Origin of the sequence: Nocardia sp. NPDC058519, assembly GCF_042719755.1 — a bacterium.
Lineage (GTDB): Bacteria > Actinomycetota > Actinomycetes > Mycobacteriales > Mycobacteriaceae > Nocardia.
In genome coordinates, this window is the sequence record NZ_JBHXNK010000034.1 from 12,859 (window position 1) to 34,161 (window position 21,303).

Here is a 21,303-nt window from a genome sequence, read left to right on the forward strand (position 1 = left end):
CCCTGGCCGGCCTAGGACCGTTTGATCCCGGCGAGCACCGCCCGCAGGACGTTCACGTCCGGGGCGGTGCTCAGCTCGTTCCGGGGTGCGCGGGCATGGAGCCGACCCTCGTCGATCAGGTCGCCGATGAGGACCTTCGTCGAGGTCAGGGGCAGGTGGAGATGGGCGGAGACCTCCGCGACCGACAGTGGGGTGCGGCACAACTCGACGATCGCGTCGTATTCGGGCGCCAGCAGCCGTGAGTGGGCGCCGGAGCGCGCGTCGACGAGCAGGGTGGTGAGGTCGAGGTCGCGGCGCTGCGGCTTGGCGCGCCCGCCGGTGACGGCGTAGAGGCGGACCAGCGGGCCCGCCTCGTCCTCGTACCAGTGTTCGCGCTCGTCGCTCATGGTCGCGGCGAGACGGCGGGGAACTGGCCCGAGATCGCCGACTCGGGATCGCTCGCCTCGGCCAGCGCCGTCGGGATCAGCACCACGACCCGCACGCCGCCGTACACCGATTCCGCCATCCGCACCGAGATCCCGTGTCTGCCCGCCAGCGTGGCGACGACGAACAAGCCGAGCCTGGAGGTTCCGGCCAGCGTGCCGACGCTGAAGGCGGGCGGGTCGGCCAGCATCGCGTTGCGTTGCGCCAGGTCGGTCTCCGACATACCGAGACCCTGGTCGGTGATCTCCACCGCGACACCACGACCGACCACTCCCCCCGACACCACGACCTGAGTCTCGGGTGGGGAGAAGGCGGTCGCGTTGTCCATCAGTTCGGCGAGCAGGTGGATCACGTCGGCGACGGCATGCCCGGAGATCCGCACCTCGGGCAGCTGCTTGGCCGCGATCCTGGTGTAGTCCAGGCTTTCCGCGATCGCGCCGCGCACCAGTTCGAGCAGCGGAACCGGGTTGCGCCACCGGCGGCCGGGCTGTTCGCCACCGAGGATGATGAGGTTCTCGGCGTTGCGCCGGGCGCGGGTGGCGAGATGATCGAGCTGGAACAGCAGATCGAGCTGATCGGCGTTGCTCTCGTCGCGCTCGGCGCGATCGAGCAGGGCTAGCTGGCGGTGCACCACCACCTGGCTGCGGTGCGCGATGTCGAGGAAGACCGTGCTGATCCCCGCCTTGGTCTGTGCTTCGGCGACGGCGGCCGACATCGCCGCGACGTGTGCCCGGTTGAACGCCGCGGCGACCTGACCGAGCTCGTCGGTACCGAAGTCCAGCTGCGATGCCTCCGTGGTGGTATCGACGCTCTCCCCTGAGGCGACCCGGCGCATCACCTCTGGCAGACGCTCATCGGCGAGTTCGAGGGTGTCGTGGCGCAGCCGGTGCATCCGCGCGATGAACCGATTCGCCATCACCAACGCGGTGAGGAATGCGGCCACCGCGGCGAACGCGATCAGCGCACCGCCGAGCAGCGCGCTGTCGGTGTCGCGTTCGCCCTGCTTCCGGGCGATCACGTGGGCGTCCCCGCTCTGGTCTTCCCACAGTTTCTGCAACGCAAGGCCGACGTACCTCGACGCGTCCTGCCAGGCCGCCAGCTCGATCGGAAGTTCTGTCTCCCTGTCCTTTTCGGATACCGGTCCGCGCAGGAGCAACGCGTCCTGCATCGCGATCACCTGCTGCCACTGCGGACTCGCGGTGATCTCCGAAAGCTGGGCAAGGCGGCGGCCTTTCAGCACGGTCGCGGAATAGGCGGCCTCACCCCGGAATTCGCCGACGCGACGGCCGAATTCGATCACCTCGGCGCTGCTCATCTTTCCGGCGGTCAACGCGACGGAACCGAGAGTGTCGGCTTGCGAGAGTGCCTCGGCCGCACGCAATTGGTCCACGGCATAGCCCAATTCGATACCGACCTTCGCCTCGGGCGCGACCCGGGCGGCCAGCATCGACGCGGCGATGATCGTGCCGATCACCCCGGTGTAGAACGCGAACACTTCGTCGGCGGAAATCTGCGTGGTTTCGACGCCGTTGCGCACGACCGGCACCATGGCGAAGAGTTTGTTATAGCCCTCGATATCTTCGCGGGAACCGTCGGGATTCAGCGCGCGGGCGGCGTCACCTTTCGCGATCACCGCGGCGAGCGCCTCATCGGAGCGCTGTTTGGCGGTGACCAGCGCTGGTGCCGACGGCAGGTCACCGGCCAGGCGCAACAGCGACAATCTGCGCTCTTCCTGGAACGCCGACACCATGAGAATCGCGGGCGTGGTGGTGCTGCTCGCCAATTCGGCCCATTCGGTGGAATCCCTGGCCGAATTCACCAGATAGACCGCGCCGCCACCACCGACCACCAACAGCATGACGCTCGAGATGAGCACCATCGACAGCAACCGGATACGCACACTGACCCGGCCACGAACACCGGTACGCCTGATTTTCAATTCTGATTCTTTCCACTCCCCGGAACGCCCCCGGCGCCCCGCTGCGTGCAGGCGTCGCTAATGGGCCCACCACCACGCGTGTCTCGCCGTGAGACTAACCGACTACCCGACCCTGCGTGTGATGTCGCCGAATGTCGAAACATACGGTGTATCAGGCAAACTCGCAGCGTCCGAAATCGCGCCGACCAACGTCGCTATTGCGCCGCCGCGCGGACGCGATGGCTCGACAGGTGACTCAGCACAGCCTGATTCGCCTCCCAGCCGTCGGGGAACTTCACCGGGACCCCGAGATGGACCGGGTCGGCGGAGGGGTGCGCGTCGAGGAGTTCCGGAATTCCCGCGCGGCCCACCAGGATGCAGGCGTGGCGGTGCCGGGAAGCCAGCACGCAGAGCCGGCCTGCCTCCAGGTGGAACGCGCTGGCGTCGCGCCGTCCCGAGAGTGGGTGCAGCACCAGGGTGACGTCGTATTCGCGACCCTGGAGTCGGTTGGCGGTGTCGACGGTGACGGGTTCGGCGCAGGTACCGCGCAGGGCGGTGCGGATGGCGTCGGCCTGGTCGCGGTGCGCGGTGCCGATCGCGACCCGGTCGGTGGTCACCGGATGGCTGCCGGATTCGGAGTGCGCGTTCGCGCCGCGTTCGATCAGCCGGGCCGCGATCGCGGCGATCGCGGCAACGGCTTCCCGGTCGGTGCGCAGGGTGTGCCGGGCGGGCAATTCGTACCAGCCCCAGCCCGATTCGGCCGCCTCCTCCAGCACCGCGTCGATCGGTCCACCCATGCCGCGGGTGGTGAAATCCATGCGCCGGTCACCGAAACCGGTGCCCGACTGGAATTCGGTGAAGGGATAGAACGCTTTCGACACCACCGGCGCCGCGGTGGCGGGCAGGCGCCAGGACACCGGCAGCCGGTGGGTGGGAATGTGGTCGTTGTTGGCCAGCATCACGCTGACGGCGCTCATGGTCGGATCCCAGGTGAGACCGGCCCAGCGCGCGGTCTCGACGGTCGCGAACGGATCGAGCTGCCCGGGATCACCCACGAACAACCCACGATCGAACCGATTCGCGATGCGCAACAACATGTCCGAGCGCATCTGGTACGCCTCGTCGATGATCGCGTGCGACCAGCTGCCCTCGGTGATGGTGGCCCACTTGGCCGCGGTGCCGATGACGATGGTGCGATCCTCGAGGTCGCCCGGCTGCTTGGCGACCCGGACATTGCCGTGCCGGTCGACACGGTCGCTCACCACATAGGCGGCACTGGACAACCGGCCGATCCGCAGCTCGGGGTCGGCGACGGCCAAGCGGTCGATGAGGTCGTCGACCTGCTCGTTGGTCTGGGCGACGATCATCCGCTGATCGCCGTCCTCGGCGAGCTGGCGGGCCGCGCGCACGACCAGCGTGGATTTGCCCGCTCCCGGTGGGGAGTCGACCACGATCGCGCGATGGCTCTCGTCGCGCAGGTCGGTGAGAATTCCCGCGACGGCCTCGTCCGGTGTGGTCACTGGAGTTCTTCCCCCTCGTCGTCGGCAGGCGGCGTCCATTCCGGCGGCGGACCGCCGTGCGTCCACGGCGTCTCCTCGCGCGCGGGCAGATTCAGCATCCCGTTGAACGGCGTCGGTTTGAAGCGGGCGAAACCGAGGTCATCGCCTTCCTCTGGAACACTGCCCGGTTCGGCGACGAGTTTGCGTCCCATCCCGCCGGACAGTTCGAGAACCATGCTGTCGCCGTCGATTTCGACAACCAGCCCGGTCTGCTTCGGCCGTTCGACGCACGTCAGTTCCTCACCGACCACAGCGATGAACGGATCGGTGGTGCGAACGTGGATATGCGGGCGCAGCTTCGGACGCGACCCCGACCGGTCGAGGCGCTCCGGCTCGCTGTGCACGACGGTGCCACGGAAAGCGGCCCCACTCACACGATGTTCGAGCATGCGCAGCGGATCATCGAAAGCGCACTGCCCCTGCAAGGCTTCCAATGCCCGTTCACGCTCGAGCAGCCTGCGCACCGCGGGAACGGCGGAATCGCGGCGGGCCTGCGGAATCCCCTCCGCGACATCGGCGGCGAAGCGGGAGAACGCACCGCGATCGTCGGTCCACCGGTTCTCCACGCTGGCGCCTTCCGGCAGCGCGCTCAACAGCTCGATCGAGCGCCACATCAGCTGCCAGGTGGGTTCGAGCTGGCCACGCAGGGAGCGCTCGAGCCGTTCGGCAGCGACAGATCTGGCCGAGTCGTCGAGTGCGGCGTTGTAGGCGGCGATCAACGGCGCGAGTTCTTCGTTGTCGAATCCGGGATCGGTGGCCGGACCCGCGGGCGGCGACAGCAGCGGATCCTCCGCCAGAGCAGCGGCCTGCGCGCCGGTGAACCCGGGTGGCGGATCGATCCAGCCGAGCAGCGCCGCGAGATTGCCGTCCTCTAGCGTGGATTGGCCCGATGCCCAGTGCGCCGACAGCGCCGCCGTCATCGCGGGCAGCACCGCCGAACCGGGATGTTCGGCCCGATCACCGAACCAGGTGAGCCAGCGCCCGAGCAGCGGAATCGACTCCGGCACCGGGTTGTCCCCGTCGACACGGTGAAACCGCACCGAACGCCCGAGCAGCTTCAGGAAATTCACGCCGCCGGGATTGGGTGTCCACATCTGCGGTGCGTCCAGGCACCGGGTGTAGGTCTCGCCCGCCTTGCTGGTGAGCTCCTCGGTGTCGACGAGAAACGTCGAAAGATAGGGCAGCACAACATCGGCCAGCTGCTCGATGAACCGCAACCGCAGTACCCGGTCGCGAGGCTGCGGCACCGTCAAAACGTTCTGATCTCCGGGCGAGGTGCCGATCATGATCGCCACCGGCGCCGCCGCCTCCCCCGCCAGCCGCAACGGCACGGCGACCAGCGGCCGCTCGGCGAGATGGAGGTGTCGCACCGCCGCGGTCGCCTGCGCACGGCCCGCCCGCACGGCCTCGGCCTTGGCCAACGCCGCCAGCACGCTCATCCGGCGATCTCCCACCGCAGCCGGTGCGCGGTCCGCAGCATCGCGGTGATGTCGGCGTGCTCGGGGCCCGGTTCCAGGGTCCCGTCGGCCAGACCGAGGACCGTGTGGATGTTCTCGATGCCACCCACCACATCGCACACCCCGCGGCCGAGCGCGTCCACCGAACCACAGGTGCGGGCCTCGTCGCGGCAGGCGAACGCGAGCTCACAACTCGACATGCACTCGGGCGCGTAGCGAGCCGGAATGGCGGCGATCGTCTTCTCGAGGTTCTCCCCCGGCGCGAAGGTGGCCTCGGGCGGCAGCAGGTCGAGCAATTCGGGAATCGCGGTGAGCCGGGTCAATTGACGCGAGACCACGGCGAGCTGCTTGCGGAGATCGACGAGTTCGGCGGTGGGCCGATTCGAGAAGTCCTTCGCGCAGACCAGAATCACATTGTGCGACACGATCTCCGGTGACTCGCCGATCTCGGCCATCAACTCGCGCAAGGCGATCACATACACCGCCGACTGCCGCGCGGCGGCCGCCACCTGTGCCGGATCGGCCTGCCCGTCGATCACCGGGAAGGCCTTGACCTCCACCACATGGAACTTGCCGTCCAACTGCACGGCCACCACATCGGGTTCGAGATAGGCGGTGGCACCGGCGATATCGAGCCGCAGCATGGGGTGATCGAACAGGGTGCCGTCACCCGCCGCGATCGTGGCATTCAGCAATTGCCTGGTGCGTTGATAGCGCACCGCGTTGCCGGTGTTCTCACCCACCGAATTCAGGTCGTGGTAGGCGACTTCGGGAATCGTGAAGCCCAGTTTTTCGCGCAACAAGGCGAGCAATTCCGCGCAACCGTTCGCCTTGACCATCGACTCGAAAGCATTACCGCGCGTGATGGCGAACTGGGACTGACCGAATTGTGGTGGGAATCCCAGCGATTGGGCGATCACCGTCTTGTCCACCGCGGCCGCGTCGAGCAGAGCGCGGCGGGCACATCCGGGATTGGCCGTCAGCGCGGCGATGGTGCGGGCATTGTGCCTGGTCGCGGGGGCTTCACCGCGCAACTGGTCCAACTGTGCTGCGAGAGTGCTCATTCCACCTCGATTCGTCGCCGATCGGCTACGCCGAGCCGAACACCGAATAGTTGTGCGGCCGGATCCGCCAGCTGATCCGCCGCCCGTCGCGCGGCCGCGCGGCGCTGCCGCGCGTCCTCGTCCTCGTGCACCGCCAGCTCACGCCGCGCGGCCTCGATCACCTGCACCGGGTCGAGCGAATCCGGGGCGGTGGAGATGCCAGGAATCGACACGGCGAGCCGCCACAGTACGCGCAATCCAGACGTTTTCCCCGCAGGCTGCGCCGAAAGATGTTCGGCCAAACGAATAGCCGAAACCAGCAGCCCCACCCGTGGACTCAGCGGACCGACCATCCGCCTTTCCAGTGGCCACGAACTCACCGCCATCAACCCACGGGCCGGCGCGAGCAGATCGGTGGTGAGTGCGGCGCACAGGTAGTACGGGCGCGCGTACGGCGCCGACCGGAAGGAACGTTCCTCGTCACGACGCAGACTTGTCAGCCGGGCGGGCAGCAGCTCGCCGGAAAAGAACGCGTCATGGGTGGCGAGCACCAATTTCGGCGAGGACGGCACCGACAGCAAGGTCAACGCGCGATGCACGTGTTCGCGCACCGGCACCCCGGGCGCCTCCGCGGCCTCGTCCGGAATCGATCCGAGAACCGCCGCGTCCCACGCTGATTCGGCTCGCCGCAATTCCGCGCGCAATTGCCGAGCCCCCGCCCGATCCCCACCGGCAGCGGCCCGGCGCACCTCGGCCCGCAAACCGGAGATGCGCACCTCCAGCTCCTCAGCCGAGTCCGTCACGAGTCGGAGCGTATCCACAGCTACCAGTATTGTCCAGTAATTCCCAGTATTCCCGCGACAGCCGACCACGCGCACCGCACACCCACACACCCGGACTCGTGATGCGAGCACCGATAGCGACCGAATAACCTGGGGCAATGACAGCTGTTGCAGATCGTTCACTCGGACCGGAATTGGCGCGCACCGAAACCATCGCCCCGGACACCGACGTGCTGGTGATCGGGTTGACCTCCTCGGAGAACGGTCCGGCCATCGTCCCCGCCGACCTGTTCGGCGATGTGCTCACCGCCGAGGTTCGCGCGGAACTGCTGGACGCTCTCGGCTCGGTCGGCGCCAAGGGCAAGCCCGAGGAACTGACCAGGGTGCCCGCGCCGTCGGCGCTGGCCGACGTCACCAGCGTGCTCGCCGTCGGGCTCGGCGCGGCCGACAAGATCGACGCCGAACAGGTGCGGCGCAGCGCCGGTGTCGCCGGGCGCGCGCTCAGCGGTACCGAACTCGTCGCCACCACCCTGTCCGGCATCGATCTGGGTGCCGCGGCCGAAGGTTTCTACCTCGGCGCGTACACCTTCTCCTCCTTCAAGTCCAAGAGCGCGCCCAAGCCGGACGAGCGGCCGGTGGTCCGCCTCGAATTGCTGGTACCCGAACCGGGATTCGGCACCCTCGACCTGCTGCGCGCACAGCTGGTCGCCGAAGCCATCGCCACCGCGCGCGATTTCGTGAACACCCCGCCGAGCGCGCTCTACCCCGCCGAGTTCGCCGAGCGGGCCCGGGTGCTCGCCGAGGCGGCGGGCCTCGAGGTCGAGGTCATCGAGGAAGAGGCGCTCGCCGCAGCCGGTTACGGCGGGATCATCGGCGTCGGCCAGGGCTCCTCGCGGCCGCCGCGGCTGGTGCGGATCACCTACGCGGGCGGTCCGAAGAAGATCGCGCTCGTCGGCAAGGGCATCACCTTCGACACCGGCGGCATCTCGATCAAGCCCGCCGCCAACATGGAGAACATGACCTCCGACATGGCGGGCGCCGCGGCGGTCATCGCGACCGTGCTGCTGGCCGGGCGCCTCGGCCTGCCGGTCACCGTCACCGCGACCGTCCCGATGGCCGAGAACATGCCTTCGGCTACCGCGCAGCGCCCCGGCGATGTGCTCACCCAGTACGGCGGCACCACCGTCGAGGTCATCAACACCGACGCCGAGGGCCGCCTCATCCTGGCCGACGCGATCGTGCGCGCGGTCGAGGACGAGCCCGACTACCTGATCGACGTCGCCACCCTCACCGGTGCGCAGATGGTCGCGCTCGGCACCCGCACGCCGGGCGTGATGGGCACCGAGGAGTTCCGCGACCGCGTCGCCGCGATCTCGCGTTCGGTCGGCGAGAACGGCTGGGCGATGCCACTTCCCGCGGAGCTGCGCGCCGACATCAACTCCAAGGTCGCCGACCTGGCGAATGTCGCACCGCACCGCTGGGGCGGCATGCTCTCGGCCGCACTGTTCCTCAAGGAATTCGTGCCGGAGGGCTTGCCGTGGGCGCACCTGGATGTCGCAGGTCCGGCCTACAACACCGGTGGCCCGTTCGGCTATATCGGCAAGGGCGGCACCGGGGTCCCGGTGCGCACGCTGATCACCGTGATCGAGGAGATCGGCGCGGAGTAGTCACTCCCCCAGATCGGCTTCGCGAGCCCGCCGCTCCTGGATGCGGCGGCGGGCATCGAAGTCGCGCATGCGTTGCGGGTAGCCGGTGCGGTTGACGTCGTAGACCGGAATCTTCAACGCACCGGCCAACCGGCGCGCGCCCTTCTCACCCACGATGCGGCGGGTCCATTCACCGTCGGCGGCCACCAGCACCGCTGTGACATCAGTCACAGTAGTTTTGGGTTCGATGAAAGCTTCGACTCCACGCCGCGTCCGAGCCCAGTCCGCCAGGGCACTCACCTCCGACGCGCTCTCGCGAGCGCCTGACCTGCTCGCACCGCGCCCACCACGGAAACGATCCAGCAAACCCATCAGGCTCGACCTCCTACATTCCGGCGGAATTCTGCTCACCGCCGTACATTCCATGGTGCCAGCTTCGCCCGGATCGCCGCCCTGCGCTACACCCGCGACGGACGAGTGCAAGGATGGTTGCCGGAACAAGAACCAACGTTTCCCGGGTGCTCCGCCGAGACCGGTGGGGTGGACGAAAGCCGCGACCCGCGACGGATGTCCGCCGGGTACACACTCAGAGGAGTCAGAGGACATGGCCTTCTCCGTCCAGATGCCAGCCCTTGGTGAGAGCGTCACCGAGGGCACGGTGACCAGGTGGCTGAAGCAGGAAGGAGACACGGTCGAGGTCGACGAACCGCTGCTCGAAGTCTCCACCGACAAGGTCGACACCGAGATCCCGTCGCCGACCGCGGGCGTGCTCTCCAAGATCGTCGCCCAGGAAGACGACATCGTCGAGGTCGGCGGTGAACTCGGCGTGATCAGCGATGCCGGCGAAACCCCCGCCACCGCACCTGCGCCCGCTTCCGCACCTGCCGCCCCCGAGCCGGCCCCCGAACCCGAACCCGCGCCTGCCGCGCAGGCCCCCGCCGCCGAGGCCCCCGCCCCGGCTGCCACGCCTGCCGCGTCCGCGGGATCCGGTACGCCCGTGAAGATGCCCGAACTGGGCGAGTCGGTCACCGAGGGCACCGTTACCCGCTGGCTCAAGGCCGTGGGCGACACCGTCGCCGTCGACGAGCCGCTGCTCGAGGTGTCCACCGACAAGGTCGACACCGAGATCCCTTCGCCGGTCGCGGGCACGCTGCTCGAGATCACGGCGCAGGAAGACGACGTCGTCGACGTGGGTGGTCAGCTGGGTGTGATCGGTAGCGGTCAGCCCGCGGCCGCCGCCCCTGCACCGGCTCCCGCGCCTGCGCCCGAGCCCGCTCCGGCGCCTGAGCCCGCACCGGCTCCCGCGCCTGCCGCGGCCGCTCCCGCACCGGCGCCCGCGCCGAAGCCCGCTCCGGCACCGGCTCCCAAGCCCGCTCCGGCGCCCGCCCCTGCCGCTGCTTCGGGCAACGGCAGCACTCCGTACGTGACGCCGCTGGTCCGCAAGCTGGCCGACGAGAACAACGTCGACCTGTCGACCCTCACAGGTTCCGGTGTCGGCGGACGCATCCGCAAGCAGGACGTGCTCGCCGCCGCCGAGGCCAAGAAGGCGCCCGCCGCCGCACCGGCTCCGGCCGCTGCCGCCGCACCCGCACCCGCGGCCAAGCAGTCCGTCGCCCCGAAGCTGGCCGCCCTCGTCGGCACCACGCAGAAGGCCAGCCGGATCCGCCAGATCACGGCGACCAAGACGCTCGAATCGCTGCAGAGCACCGCGCAGCTGACCCAGGTCCACGAGGCCGACGTCACCAAGATCGCGCATCTGCGTCAGCTCGCGAAGGCCTCGTTCAAGGCGCGCGAGGGCGTCAACCTGACGTACCTGCCGTTCTTCGCGAAGGCCGTCGTCGAGGCGCTCGGTGTGCACCCGAACGTGAACGCGTCCTACAACGAGGACACCAAGGAGATCACCTACCACGCGTCGGTGCACCTGGGTATCGCGGTCGACACCGAGCAGGGTCTGCTCTCGCCGGTCATCCACAACGCCAGCGACCTGTCGCTGGCCGGCCTGGCCCGCGCGATCGCCGACATCGCCAACCGCGCGCGCACCGGCGGGCTCAAGCCCGACGAGCTGTCCGGTGGCACCTTCACCATCACCAATATCGGTAGCGAGGGCGCGCTCTTCGACACCCCGATCCTGCTCCCGCCGCAGGCGGGCATGCTCGGCACCGGCGCGATCGTGAAGCGCCCGGTAGTGGTGACCGACGAGGCCGGTGGCGAGTCCATCGGCGTGCGCTCGATGGTATACCTGCCGCTCACCTACGATCACCGTCTCATCGACGGTGCCGACGCGGGCCGGTTCGTCTCCACCATCAAGCACCGGCTGGAAGATTCGGCGTTCGAGGCCGATCTCGGCCTGTAGCCGAGGAATTCCATGAAGGTGGTCATCGCCGGTTCGTCCGGCCTGATCGGGACGGCGCTCGTCGCGGCACTACGCCGCGACGGGCACCAGGTCTCCCGTCTGGTGCGGCGCACCCCCGCCGCACCGGACGAATTCGCGTGGGATCCCGCGCGCGCCCGGCTCGACGAGCGGGCGTTGCGCGGGGCCGACGCGGCCGTGAACCTCTGCGGTGCCGGCATCGGCGACAGTCGCTGGACCGGCACGTACAAGCAGTTGCTGCGCGACAGCCGCATCACCCCCACCGACGTACTGGCCACCGCGGTCGCCGCCGCCGGAGTGCCGACGCTGGTCAATGCCAGCGGCGCGCATTACTACGGCGTGGACACCGGTGACGCCATCGTCGACGAGACCTCCCCTGCCGGAACAGATTTCCTGGCCACGCTGTGCCGGGACTGGGAAGCCGCGACCGAACCGGCAGCAGAGGCGGGCGTGCGCACCGTGCTGATCCGCAGCGCCGTGGTGCTGGCCCGCAACGGCGGCCTGCTCAGCAAATTGCACCCCCTGTACTGGGCAGGCCTGGGCGGACGCCTCGGTAGCGGCCGCCAGTACTTCCCGTGGATCTCCCTCGACGACGAGGTCGGCGCCATCGTCTTCGCGCTCACCCACCCCGAGATCTCCGGCCCGATCAACGCCACGGGCCCCGCCCCCGTCACCAACGCGGAGTTCAACCGCGCCCTCGGTCGTGCGCTGCACCGGCCGACCCCGTTCATCATCCCCGGCTTCGCCCTGCAAGCCCTGGTCGGCGAGCTGGCCGACTCGATCCTGCACGGCCCACGCGCCATCCCGGCGGTGCTGGAAGACGCCGGGTACACCTACCAGCACCCGACCATCGGCGCCGCGCTGGCCGCCGCCATCGACCGAGGGTGAGCCGATGCTGATCCGCGATGCCGACAAGGCCGACCTCCCCGCCGTGCTGGCCATCCACAACACCAACATCGCCGAGTCGACCGCCATCTGGGACACCGACGAAGTCGACCTGGACGACCGCCTCACCTGGTTCGCCACCCGCACCGCCGCCGCCATGCCCATCCTCGTCGCCGAGATCGACGGCGAGGTCGCCGGCTACGCCTCCTACGGCCAATGGCGTCCCAAATCCGGCTACCGCTTCACCGTCGAGAACTCCGTCTACGTCGACAACCACTTCCAGCGCCGCGGCGTAGCCACCACCCTGCTCACCGAATTGATCGCACGCGCAACAGATTCCGGCCGGGTCCACGCCATGATCGCCGCCATCGAATCCAGCAACACCGCATCCATCACCCTCCACGAACGCTTCGGCTTCCACACCGTCGGCGAACTCCCCGAGGTAGGCCACAAATTCGGCCGCTGGATGGACCTCACCCTGATGCAGCGCACCTTCCCGGTCGAACCGTGACACCGTCCTTTGGCCTCGTCGGTCCCCCGGCGTAACGTCGCAATGGTGAACGACACGCGCCCCACCGCGTCCGCGCGATTCGATACGACCCCGATCGTGGTCGAGAATCTCGGACTCATCGAATACCACGCCGCCTGGGAGCTGCAACGGCAGATCGCCGATCAGCGCGCCGCAGGCGAAGGCTCCGATCGGCTGCTCCTGCTCGAGCACCCGTCGGTCTACACCGCGGGCCGCCGTACCGAGGCCGAGGATCTGCCGATCGACGGCAGTCCGGTGGTGCAGGTCGACCGCGGTGGCAAGATCACCTGGCACGGTCCCGGCCAGCTGGTCGGCTACCCGATCATCCGCCTCGCCGAGCCCGTCGACGTCGTCCACTACGTCCGGCGCCTGGAGGAAGCACTGATCCGGGTCGTCACCGGGTTCGGCATCACCTGCGGCCGCATCGAAGGCCGGTCCGGGGTGTGGCTGCCCGCCACCGAGCTGTTCGCCGAACGCAAGATCGCCGCGATCGGGGTGCGGGTGCAGCGCGGTGTCGCCCTGCACGGCATCTCCCTGAACTGCAATTCCGCCCTCGACGGCTTCCAGGCGATCGTGCCCTGCGGCATCAAGGACGCCGGCGTCACCACCCTGACCCGCGAACTCGGCCGCGAAGTCACCGTCGCCGAACTCGAGCCCCTCGTCGCGGCCGCGATTGTTGCCGCGCTCGACGGCGAAATTCCCGTCACGCCCCATGACATTGATCGCACCACCGCACCGGCGAACCCGCAGGCCCCGAGCGTAGAGTCGGTCCGGTGAGTTCCGTAGACGCCTCTGCCCCCGCCGGACGCAAGCTGCTGCGCATCGAAGCGCGCAACGCGGAGACCCCGATCGAGCGCAAACCCAAGTGGATTCGCACCCGCGCCACGATGGGCCCCGAATACACCGAGCTCAAGAGCCTGGTGAAATCCGAAGGCCTGCACACCGTCTGCGAAGAAGCGGGCTGCCCCAACATCTTCGAATGCTGGGAAGACCGCGAAGCCACCTTCCTCATCGGCGGTGAACAGTGCACCCGCCGCTGCGACTTCTGCCAGATCGACACCGGCAAGCCCGCCGCCCTCGACCGCGACGAGCCCCGCCGCGTCGCCGAGAGCGTCCAGTCGATGGGCCTGCGCTACTCCACGATCACCGGCGTCGCCCGCGATGACCTCGACGACGGCGGCGCCTGGCTCTACGCCGAGACCGTGCGCGCCATCAAGGCGATCAACCCCGCCACCGGCGTCGAACTGCTCATCCCCGACTTCAACGCCGACCCCGACCAGCTGGCCGAGGTCTTCTCCAGCCGCCCCGAGGTCCTCGCGCACAACCTGGAAACGGTGCCGCGCATCTTCAAGCGCATCCGCCCCGCCTTCCGCTACGAGCGCTCCCTCGCCGTGATCACCGCCGCGCGCGAGGCGGGCCTGGTCACCAAGTCCAACCTCATCCTCGGCATGGGCGAAACCCCCGAAGAGGTCACCGAAGCGATGCGCGACCTCCACGAAGCGGGCTGCGACATCCTCACCATCACCCAGTACCTGCGGCCTTCTCCTCGCCACCACCCCGTCGACCGCTGGGTGAAGCCGGAGGAATTCGTCGAACACTCCAAGGTCGCCGAAGAACTCGGCTTCGCCGGCGTCATGGCAGGCCCCCTGGTCCGCTCCTCCTACCGAGCGGGCCGCCTCTACGCCCAGGCCATGACCCACCACGGCCGCGAGATCCCCGAAGCCATGTCCCACCTCGCCAAGGAAGGCACCGCCTCCCAGGAAGCCAGCTCGGTCCTGGCCCGCTTCGGCAGCTGACCTAGACTAAGGGTCCCCTCACCCCCTCGGAAGGACCCATGTCGAAGTTCGAGAACGTCTCCGTCAGCAAGAAGGCCAACGTCTACTTCGACGGCAAGTGCGTCAGCTACAGCCTCGAGTTGCCCGATGGCGCCTCGGTGTCGGTCGGCGTGATCCAGCCGTCGTCGCTCACCTTCACCACCAGCGCTCCCGAGATCATGGAGCTGGTCGCGGGCCAGGCCAATGTGACATTGGCCGGTACGACCGAGGCCGTCACCTACCGCGCGGGCGAGTCGTTCAAGATCCCCGGTGACAGCGCCTTCGACATCGAGGTCGTCGACACCATGCACTACGTCTGCTACTACGGCTGACGAACCGGAGCCGGGGCGACCAGCTCGGTCGCCCCGGTTCGCCGGTCTACTTCACGAGGAACTCGTCCTTGTACAACCGGTTGGGCCGCGGGGCGGTGGCCTCGCTCAATTCCGCCTGAAAGTCGCTCTCACGCTTGGTCCTCGGCCGGTAGCTGCCACCGAAGGTGACCATCACCGACCCGCCGACACCGGTCGTGCCACGAGCCGAAATCGTCTCCCGGCCCGCGTTGAACACCGTCGCCACATCGCGCCCGTCATTGCCGACCGCGATCTGGCCGTCATGGAAGAACTGCACGAACGTTCCGTTATCCGCGCCGACGGTCGCGGCGACCGTGTGACCCTTCTCCGGGTCGAGCTCGAACTCCGCGTCGCACTGCTGACGCCGGTCCACAGGTCCGGCAGTTCCGAGGGTGCGCCCGATCCCGAGCAGCACGGTCTCGCCGAGGGCGTTGTGCCGCTCGCGACCTTCTTCGGTCCACAGGTGGGTGGTCGACCAAACCTTCACGCGCCCGTCATCGAAAAGCGACACCCGGTCGTCGGTGCCGTTGCTGATCAGATATTTCGCACTGTTGGGGGCCATCTCTCCATCTTCCTCGCTTTCGCGCGCCGAGATAACACGTTCGGGTGAGCTGATCGCCCAGCACGCTCTGCGCGCCAGGTCAGAAGCTTTTGTGCGGTACACCGACGGTGAGCCCACCGTCCACCACGAACTCCGCGCCGGTCGAGTACGAGGATTCGTCGGATGCCAGATACGCCACCAGCGCCGACACCTCATCCGCCTCGGCTGCCCGCGCGAGCGGGATCTGCAAGAAGTCCGCCGGAATTCCCTCGGTCATCGGCGTGGAGATCAGCCCCGGATGCACCGAGTTCACCCGAATCCCCTGCGGCGCCAGCTCGAGCGCCGCCGACTTGGTGAGCCCACGCACCGCGAACTTCGTCGCCGTGTACCCGTGCAGACCAGGGCTACCCCGCATCCCCTCCACCGAGGAGATGTTCACGATCGACCCGCCACCGGAATCCTTCATCGCCGGAATCGCCGCCCGCATACCGAGAAACGTGCCGGTCAGATTGATATCGAGGATCCGCTGCCACTCGTCCAGCGCGAAATCCGCCAGCAGATTTCCATTGACGATCCCCGCGTTGTTCACCAGCACATGCAGGCCACCGAACTCCTCGACCGCGGCCGCCACGATCGCCGTCCACTGCTCCGGCTCGCGAACATCGAGATGCCGGTACGCCACCGCGTCACCGAGCTCTTTTGCCACCGTGGCGCCTTCGTCATCGAGCACATCGCCGATCACCACCGAGGCCCCCTCGGCGACAAACCGCCGAGCGTGCGCCGCCCCCATCCCCCGAGCCCCACCACTGATCACCGCGACCTTGCCGGCCAAACGTCCCATGTCCGCGCGCTCCTTCGTAGAACCGAAACTCCTCACACCGTATGAGGACGGTCCCCTCGAAGGGGCAGTTTAGCTAGAACGCGTTCTAACTATTCTCGATGGGCGGCGACGCGCTCACGCGAGCTGGAATCAGCAGGCGATGTTGGCCGCGCCCGACGACTTGAACGAAATGTGCACGTGGTCGTAGTGATTCTGCGTCGGGCTGCCACGATCCTCCATGTAGGACCAGCCGCCGCCGTCGTTGTACCGCTGCTGCCAGATCACATAGGTGACACCGAAGCGCGCCTTGTTGGCCAGCACGAAATCGGCGATCGTATTACCCAACGCGGCGTTCGATGTCATGACGTCGAGCGCTTGCCCCGCACCGTGGTCACCGTCGTAGCGACCGTGCGCACCACCGATGTCGGCGACCCCGAACATCTTCTGCAGCAGATTGCCGACCTGAGCCACATGCGGCAGCGTCCCATTGAACTCCGTCCCGCACAGCACCTTGACCTTCAGCGCCGACAATGCCGCCAGCTCGTCATCGGCCCTGACGATCGGCCCAGGTTGCGGCTCATCGTGCGTCGGCGCGGCGGCGATCGGGTCGGGCTCGATGGCCGAGGTCGACAGCGGTTCGACCGAAGCCACCGCCTGGACCTCCGCACCCGGCCGCATCACCATCATCAACATGCCGGGAATAGTCGCCGCGAGACTGCATACGGCGAGCGGCATGCGGCTCTTGGGAGCCGACGGTTTGCGATGCGAAGCAGTCACGATGTAGATCACCAGTCGTTGTCGAGAACAGGTCACTGTAAGATTACGAAACGGTCGCGGAAATGTCACGTCCACACGCACACTACACAGTCGGACCAGCATCTATCACCCGACGCGATCCCGCAATCCTTTCGCCGCGTGTCGTTACACCGACGGCCTGTCGCATCGCCGGATCCGCCGCGATCCCGCGCAGGCGGCCCAGTGCGGTCGGGCCGCATTCCTCTACCTTCCGGCGGCCGGATACACCGCCTCTGACGAGCACCGCGCCGAATGTCGGTGCCCCTTGCTACTTTTCGTGCATTCGATCTCCACGAGCTCAGCGAGGACGCATGACCGCCGAAACCACTTATCTCGAACTGTCCGACGACGCGGGCTCCTCGCACAAGTTCTATGAGGTAGTCGTCACCGGAACGCACGTCAATATCCGTTACGGTCGCATCGGCGAGCAGGGTCAGTCCAAAGCGAGCTCGTTCACCACCGAGGACAAGGCGAAGTCGGCCGCGCAGAAAAAGATCGGCGAGAAGATGCGCAAGGGCTACGCCCCCGCCGTGATGGGCGCGCGCGAACGCCGCACCGTCACCCGCCGCAGCATCACCAGCCAGCGCTCCACCGCCAAGTCGGCCCCCGTCCTGTGGCGTTTCGACTCCGGTGCCGCCGCCTTCGGCATCTTCGTCGACGATCAGCGCTGCTGGGTCGGCAACGAAGAGGGCGAAGTCTTCACCCTCTCCCCCGCCGGCGTCGTCACCAACCGCTTCAAACTGCCCGACGCGGTGAAATGCATTGTCGCCGACGACTTCTGGATCTACGCGGGCTGCGACGACGGCCGCGTCTACGACCTGTCCGGCAAAGTCCCCCGCGCCGCCTACGACGTCTCCGCCGACGACGTCTATTGGCTCGACATCCACGACGGCATCCTCGCCGCCTCCGACGCCGCGGGCGGCCTGACCGTCATCGACCATGAAGAGGAATCCCTCTGGTCGGCCCGCAGCAAGGGCAATTCCGGCTGGATGGTCCGCGTCGACCCCACCGGCGTCTACCACGGCCACAGCGCCGGCGTCACCAAGTACCACCTGGAAACCGGTCGCTCACAGTGGAATTCGTCCACCCGTGGCGCGGTCCTGTTCGGCTGGCAGGAATCCGACACCGTCTACGCGGGCACCTCCCATAACCAGGTCGAGGAGATCACCAAGCAGGGCACCGCCACCCGCACCTACCAGTGCGACGCCGCCGTCTTCTCCTGCGCCGCCTCCCCCGACGGCCGCTACGTCTTCGCGGGCGACTCCCACTCCTCGGTCTACTGCTTCGACGCCACCGGCACCCGCCTGTGGAAACTCGCCACCGGCTGCGGCTCCGCCTACTCCATGCAGTACCACGACGAAAAGCTCTACCTGGTCACCACCTCCGGCGCCCTGGCCTGCCTCGACGTCAGCGAATCCGCCATCCGCGACGCCGACCAGGGCGTCCTGCCCACCACCCGCTCGGTGAAAGCCCCCGAATTCTCCGCCGTAGCCCCCAGCACCGCCCTCGAACTCACCACCGACGTCGGCACCGGCGTCATCGTCGAATGCCTCCAGCACGGCGACTCCCTGCGCGTCCACGTCATCTCCCCCGGCTACGACCCCGGCTGGAACGTCCAGTTCCCCCGCGACATCCGCCTGGCCGGCGCCCGCTACGTCGTCGACGCCGTCTCCGAATCCGCCCGCGGCGGCTTCTACCGAGTCCGCGGCGACATCCGCCGCCTGGGTTGAGGCCCGGTGACCCCGCCCGTCACCCATCGACGATGGCCTGGACCCCGATCACCGATGCCTCAGACTTCGCCCGCATCCGGGTTCAACGCCGCCAGGGTGACGAAGATCGGTACCCCTGGATCCGCCGCGATCCCCCGCCCGCGCAGAAACGCATCGATCATCCCCCACACCAATTCATGCACCCTGCTCACGAATTCACCGGAATCCGGCTCCGCGTCGCTCAGCCACAGATCGGTCAGCACGATCATCACACCGACGATCGCCCGCGCCAGATATTCGATTCCCTCGGCATCCAAGGGAATCGAATCCGCGACCGCCCGAGCTCTTTCCGCGAAGCGACCCGCCACCGTACCGGCGAGGTCGTACTGACCCGTCACTCCCTCACGGTTCGCACTCGTCTGCGTCAGGAACCGGAAAACGTTGGGGTGGGCCAGAATTCCGACGGCGTAGTCGGTGAGCGCACGATCGATAGCGGCGCTGGGCGGCTGCAACAGCAGGGTCAGGTCGGTCCCCGTCGCGGCGAACGCCGAGTCGGCGAATCGCGTACCGATGGCCGCGTATAGATCACCTTTGTCGGTGAACTGCCGATACAGCCGCGGCTTCGTGATCCCGGCCTCGACCGCGAAAGCATCCATGCTCGGATGCGGGCCATCCCGGTCGAGCACCCTGATCGCGGCCTCGACGATGGCATCCCGAGTCACCGGCGGAGGTCGTCGGCTGGCGCGGGTCACGGTCGGCAACGATACACGTACCAGCAGTACGCTCGAAGTATTCACGTATTGCCGGTGCAGGGGTCTTTACATGAGACACAACGTACCGGCAGTATCGTTGGTCGTACCGGCAGTACGAACTGCCGGACATCGCATCGAAGGAGACAGTCCGTGTCGGATGCCCTGCGCCAACTCACCGCAACACTCGGCGCCCCACCGCCACCCGACTTCGCCACCCTCACCCCCGACGAGCTGGCACTCCTCGACGACTACGTCCGCGCCGCCCTCGACCAGCGCAAGGCCGCCCTCGACGGCGCCCTCGACTCCGGCATGCGCCTGATCCCCCGCCTGGCCCGCCCCGCCGTGAAGAAGGTGCTCGGACTATGACCACAACCCACCACACCACCGTCGAACTGGTCAAACTGGCCCGCGTCCTCGACCGCACCCCCGCCGACCTGGAGTTCCTCGCCACCCTCCCACCTGCGGCCCTGCGCGAATTCCGCGACCAGATCACCGATCTCACCGCCAGCCGCGAGGCCCGCCGCATGCAGCGAGTCGGCGCCGCCGCCAAGCTCGTCCCCGCCCCCATCGCCGCCAAAATCACCGAAGCCGCCTTCGGCCCGGTTCTGGCCGCCGCACTCGCCGGCTCGGTCGACCCGTCCCGCGCCGTAGCGATCGCCAGCGCGCTCTCCCCCAGCTTCCTCGCCGACGCCACCCTCACCCTCGACCCCCGCCGAGCCGTCGAACTGATCGCCCAGGTCCCCGGCCCGATGGCAGCAGCGGTCGCCAGCGAATTGATCACCCGCGGCGACTATCTGACGATGGGCAACCTCGCAGGCTCGGTCCCCGACTCGGTCCTGCGCGCAGCCCTCCCCCACGCCTCCGACCTCGACATCCTCCAGGTCGGCTACTACCTCGAGGAAACCTCAGCAGCCGACCGCCTCCTCACCGTCGTCACCGACCGCGTCCCCGGTGTCATCCGAGCGACTCATGAAGCTGGCGAATGGCCCAAAGCAATCACCCTGCTCGCCCTCCTAGGCCCCACCGAACGCTCCCGCCTGGCCAACGTCGTAGCCGCCCAAGACGACGAGGTCATCGACGGCCTCCTCACCGCAGTAGAAGAACTCGATGCCTGGGACACCCTCCTCCCCGTAGCAGCTGGCATGGACCCGGAACCCCTACAACGCCTGGCCCAGCGCCCCACCATGCAAAACCCCACCCTCCTCACCAAAATCGCCGACCTGGCCCTAACCCAAAACCTCTGGCTCTCCCTACTCCCCCTAGCGACCCACCTCTCCCCTACCCAACTCCACACCGTCGCCGCCCGAGTAGCCGCGGAACCCGACGACTCCCTTACGACCCTCATAGAACAAGCCCACACCGAAAGTCACTGGCCCACCCTCCTCCCGGTAGCCCTCGCCCTCTCCACCCCCGACCGCAAACGCCTGGCCTCCCTCCCGGTAATGCACCGCCCCGCCTACTTGACCGCTGTCATCGAAGCCACCGCCAGCCACAACCTCTGGCCCGAAGCCCTCCCCCTCCTCAACGACCTCCCCACCACAACCCACGACACCCTCGCGACCACCATAAACACCCTCACCGACAACGAATTCCGAGCCGCGGTCCAAGCCGCCCCCGCAGCCGATTGCACCACAACCCTGATACAAATCCTTCTCCGCCAGGACTTCTCCGCTCGATCCCGCTCCCTCACCCTCCTCAACGAAGCCGACAACCTGGAAGCCCTTGTCGGCACCATCACCACGCGAGTTCCCGCCATCTGGCAAGGCTTGTCCGACATCCGCACAGAAATCCCCGAACGCCTCCGCAGCCTGCTTGCTACGCAAGCGACTCGATGCGATCAACCAGAACTCGCGGACAACCTGACTGCCGACTGATCGTCCGAGGCCCTATCAGCATCCTCGCGACTTGT

At 67.8% G+C, this 21,303-nt stretch carries 21 protein-coding genes; 10 read left to right on the top strand and 11 right to left on the bottom strand.

The window, feature by feature from the left end; genetic code table 11:
* Positions 1 to 11 precede the first annotated feature (11 nt).
* The 6 genes from ACFWPK_RS28795 to ACFWPK_RS28820 form a co-directional block, all read right to left on the bottom strand.
* Positions 12 to 386, bottom strand: coding sequence for a DUF742 domain-containing protein (locus tag ACFWPK_RS28795; RefSeq protein ID WP_378921023.1), 375 nt, complete (start codon positions 384 to 386; stop codon positions 12 to 14).
* On the bottom strand, positions 383 to 2,362 hold the full coding sequence (locus ACFWPK_RS28800; RefSeq protein ID WP_378921025.1) for a nitrate- and nitrite sensing domain-containing protein: 1,980 nt from the start codon (positions 2,360 to 2,362) through the stop codon (positions 383 to 385). Before ACFWPK_RS28800 ends, ACFWPK_RS28795 begins: the two co-directional genes overlap by 4 nt.
* A 194-nt stretch (positions 2,363 to 2,556) precedes the next feature.
* Positions 2,557 to 3,861, bottom strand: a complete 1,305-nt coding sequence (locus ACFWPK_RS28805) for an AAA domain-containing protein (RefSeq protein WP_378921027.1) — start codon at positions 3,859 to 3,861, stop codon at positions 2,557 to 2,559.
* Positions 3,858 to 5,339, bottom strand: a complete 1,482-nt coding sequence (locus ACFWPK_RS28810) for a hypothetical protein (RefSeq protein ID WP_378921028.1) — start codon at positions 5,337 to 5,339, stop codon at positions 3,858 to 3,860. Before ACFWPK_RS28810 ends, ACFWPK_RS28805 begins: the two co-directional genes overlap by 4 nt.
* Entirely contained in the window at positions 5,336 to 6,421 is a 1,086-nt protein-coding gene (locus ACFWPK_RS28815; RefSeq protein ID WP_378921030.1) for a hypothetical protein, read from the bottom strand. Before ACFWPK_RS28815 ends, ACFWPK_RS28810 begins: the two co-directional genes overlap by 4 nt.
* On the bottom strand, positions 6,418 to 7,203 hold the full coding sequence (locus ACFWPK_RS28820; RefSeq protein ID WP_378921032.1) for a hypothetical protein: 786 nt from the start codon (positions 7,201 to 7,203) through the stop codon (positions 6,418 to 6,420). The genes ACFWPK_RS28815 and ACFWPK_RS28820 overlap by 4 nt, the downstream gene beginning before the upstream one ends.
* Positions 7,204 to 7,340: 137 nt before the next feature.
* Between ACFWPK_RS28820 and ACFWPK_RS28825 the strand changes: the two genes are divergently transcribed.
* Positions 7,341 to 8,849: a leucyl aminopeptidase gene (locus tag ACFWPK_RS28825; RefSeq protein WP_378921034.1), complete on the top strand. Its 1,509-nt coding sequence runs from the start codon at positions 7,341 to 7,343 to the stop codon at positions 8,847 to 8,849.
* Here the strand turns inward: ACFWPK_RS28825 and ACFWPK_RS28830 are convergent, their stop codons facing one another.
* Entirely contained in the window at positions 8,850 to 9,200 is a 351-nt protein-coding gene (locus ACFWPK_RS28830) for an oxidoreductase (protein WP_378921036.1), read from the bottom strand. It abuts the gene before it with no gap.
* A 232-nt stretch (positions 9,201 to 9,432) separates the two neighbouring features.
* Here ACFWPK_RS28830 and sucB point away from each other — a divergent pair, with 232 nt between their 5' ends.
* Genes sucB through ACFWPK_RS28860 form a run of 6 tightly spaced genes read left to right on the top strand, consistent with a single transcriptional unit; the run spans position 9,433 to position 14,759 of the window.
* Positions 9,433 to 11,181, top strand: a complete 1,749-nt coding sequence (gene sucB, locus ACFWPK_RS28835; RefSeq protein ID WP_378921038.1) for a 2-oxoglutarate dehydrogenase, E2 component, dihydrolipoamide succinyltransferase — start codon at positions 9,433 to 9,435, stop codon at positions 11,179 to 11,181.
* Positions 11,182 to 11,193: 12 nt separating this feature from the next.
* A complete protein-coding gene (locus tag ACFWPK_RS28840; protein WP_378921039.1) occupies positions 11,194 to 12,087 on the top strand; it encodes a TIGR01777 family oxidoreductase in 894 nt (297 codons plus the stop codon).
* A 4-nt stretch (positions 12,088 to 12,091) separates the two neighbouring features.
* Positions 12,092 to 12,595 (top strand): GNAT family N-acetyltransferase, encoded by a 504-nt coding sequence (locus ACFWPK_RS28845; protein ID WP_378921041.1) that lies wholly within the window; start codon positions 12,092 to 12,094, stop codon positions 12,593 to 12,595.
* 42 nt (positions 12,596 to 12,637) lie between these two features.
* Positions 12,638 to 13,390 (top strand): lipoyl(octanoyl) transferase LipB, encoded by a 753-nt coding sequence (gene lipB, locus ACFWPK_RS28850; protein WP_378921043.1) that lies wholly within the window; start codon positions 12,638 to 12,640, stop codon positions 13,388 to 13,390.
* Positions 13,387 to 14,409, top strand: a complete 1,023-nt coding sequence (lipA, locus tag ACFWPK_RS28855; protein WP_378921045.1) for a lipoyl synthase — start codon at positions 13,387 to 13,389, stop codon at positions 14,407 to 14,409. Before lipB ends, lipA begins: the two co-directional genes overlap by 4 nt.
* A 38-nt stretch (positions 14,410 to 14,447) precedes the next feature.
* Positions 14,448 to 14,759 carry a pyrimidine/purine nucleoside phosphorylase gene (locus ACFWPK_RS28860; RefSeq protein WP_378921047.1) on the top strand — a complete coding sequence of 104 codons (312 nt, stop codon included), beginning with the start codon at positions 14,448 to 14,450 and terminating at the stop codon, positions 14,757 to 14,759.
* A gap of 46 nt (positions 14,760 to 14,805) precedes the next feature.
* Here the strand turns inward: ACFWPK_RS28860 and ACFWPK_RS28865 are convergent, their stop codons facing one another.
* From ACFWPK_RS28865 to ACFWPK_RS28875, 3 genes are all read right to left on the bottom strand, one after another.
* A complete protein-coding gene (locus tag ACFWPK_RS28865; protein WP_378921048.1) occupies positions 14,806 to 15,339 on the bottom strand; it encodes a hypothetical protein in 534 nt (177 codons plus the stop codon).
* A gap of 79 nt (positions 15,340 to 15,418) precedes the next feature.
* A complete protein-coding gene (locus ACFWPK_RS28870) occupies positions 15,419 to 16,159 on the bottom strand; it encodes a glucose 1-dehydrogenase (RefSeq protein ID WP_378921050.1) in 741 nt (246 codons plus the stop codon).
* Between the two features lie 129 nt (positions 16,160 to 16,288).
* On the bottom strand, positions 16,289 to 16,822 hold the full coding sequence (locus ACFWPK_RS28875; RefSeq protein ID WP_378921108.1) for a hypothetical protein: 534 nt from the start codon (positions 16,820 to 16,822) through the stop codon (positions 16,289 to 16,291).
* 422 nt (positions 16,823 to 17,244) lie between these two features.
* Between ACFWPK_RS28875 and ACFWPK_RS28880 the strand changes: the two genes are divergently transcribed.
* Entirely contained in the window at positions 17,245 to 18,663 is a 1,419-nt protein-coding gene (locus tag ACFWPK_RS28880) for a WGR domain-containing protein (RefSeq protein WP_378921052.1), read from the top strand.
* Positions 18,664 to 18,722: 59 nt separating this feature from the next.
* Here ACFWPK_RS28880 and ACFWPK_RS28885 read toward each other — a convergent pair whose 3' ends face one another.
* A complete protein-coding gene (locus ACFWPK_RS28885; RefSeq protein WP_378921054.1) occupies positions 18,723 to 19,364 on the bottom strand; it encodes a TetR/AcrR family transcriptional regulator in 642 nt (213 codons plus the stop codon).
* Positions 19,365 to 19,544: 180 nt separating this feature from the next.
* Here ACFWPK_RS28885 and ACFWPK_RS28890 point away from each other — a divergent pair, with 180 nt between their 5' ends.
* The gene (locus tag ACFWPK_RS28890; RefSeq protein WP_378921055.1) at positions 19,545 to 19,760 is read left to right on the top strand and encodes a hypothetical protein; all 216 of its coding nucleotides are present in this window, start codon (positions 19,545 to 19,547) and stop codon (positions 19,758 to 19,760) included.
* Positions 19,757 to 21,268 (top strand): hypothetical protein, encoded by a 1,512-nt coding sequence (locus ACFWPK_RS28895; protein WP_378921057.1) that lies wholly within the window; start codon positions 19,757 to 19,759, stop codon positions 21,266 to 21,268. Before ACFWPK_RS28890 ends, ACFWPK_RS28895 begins: the two co-directional genes overlap by 4 nt.
* Positions 21,269 to 21,303 lie beyond the last annotated feature (35 nt).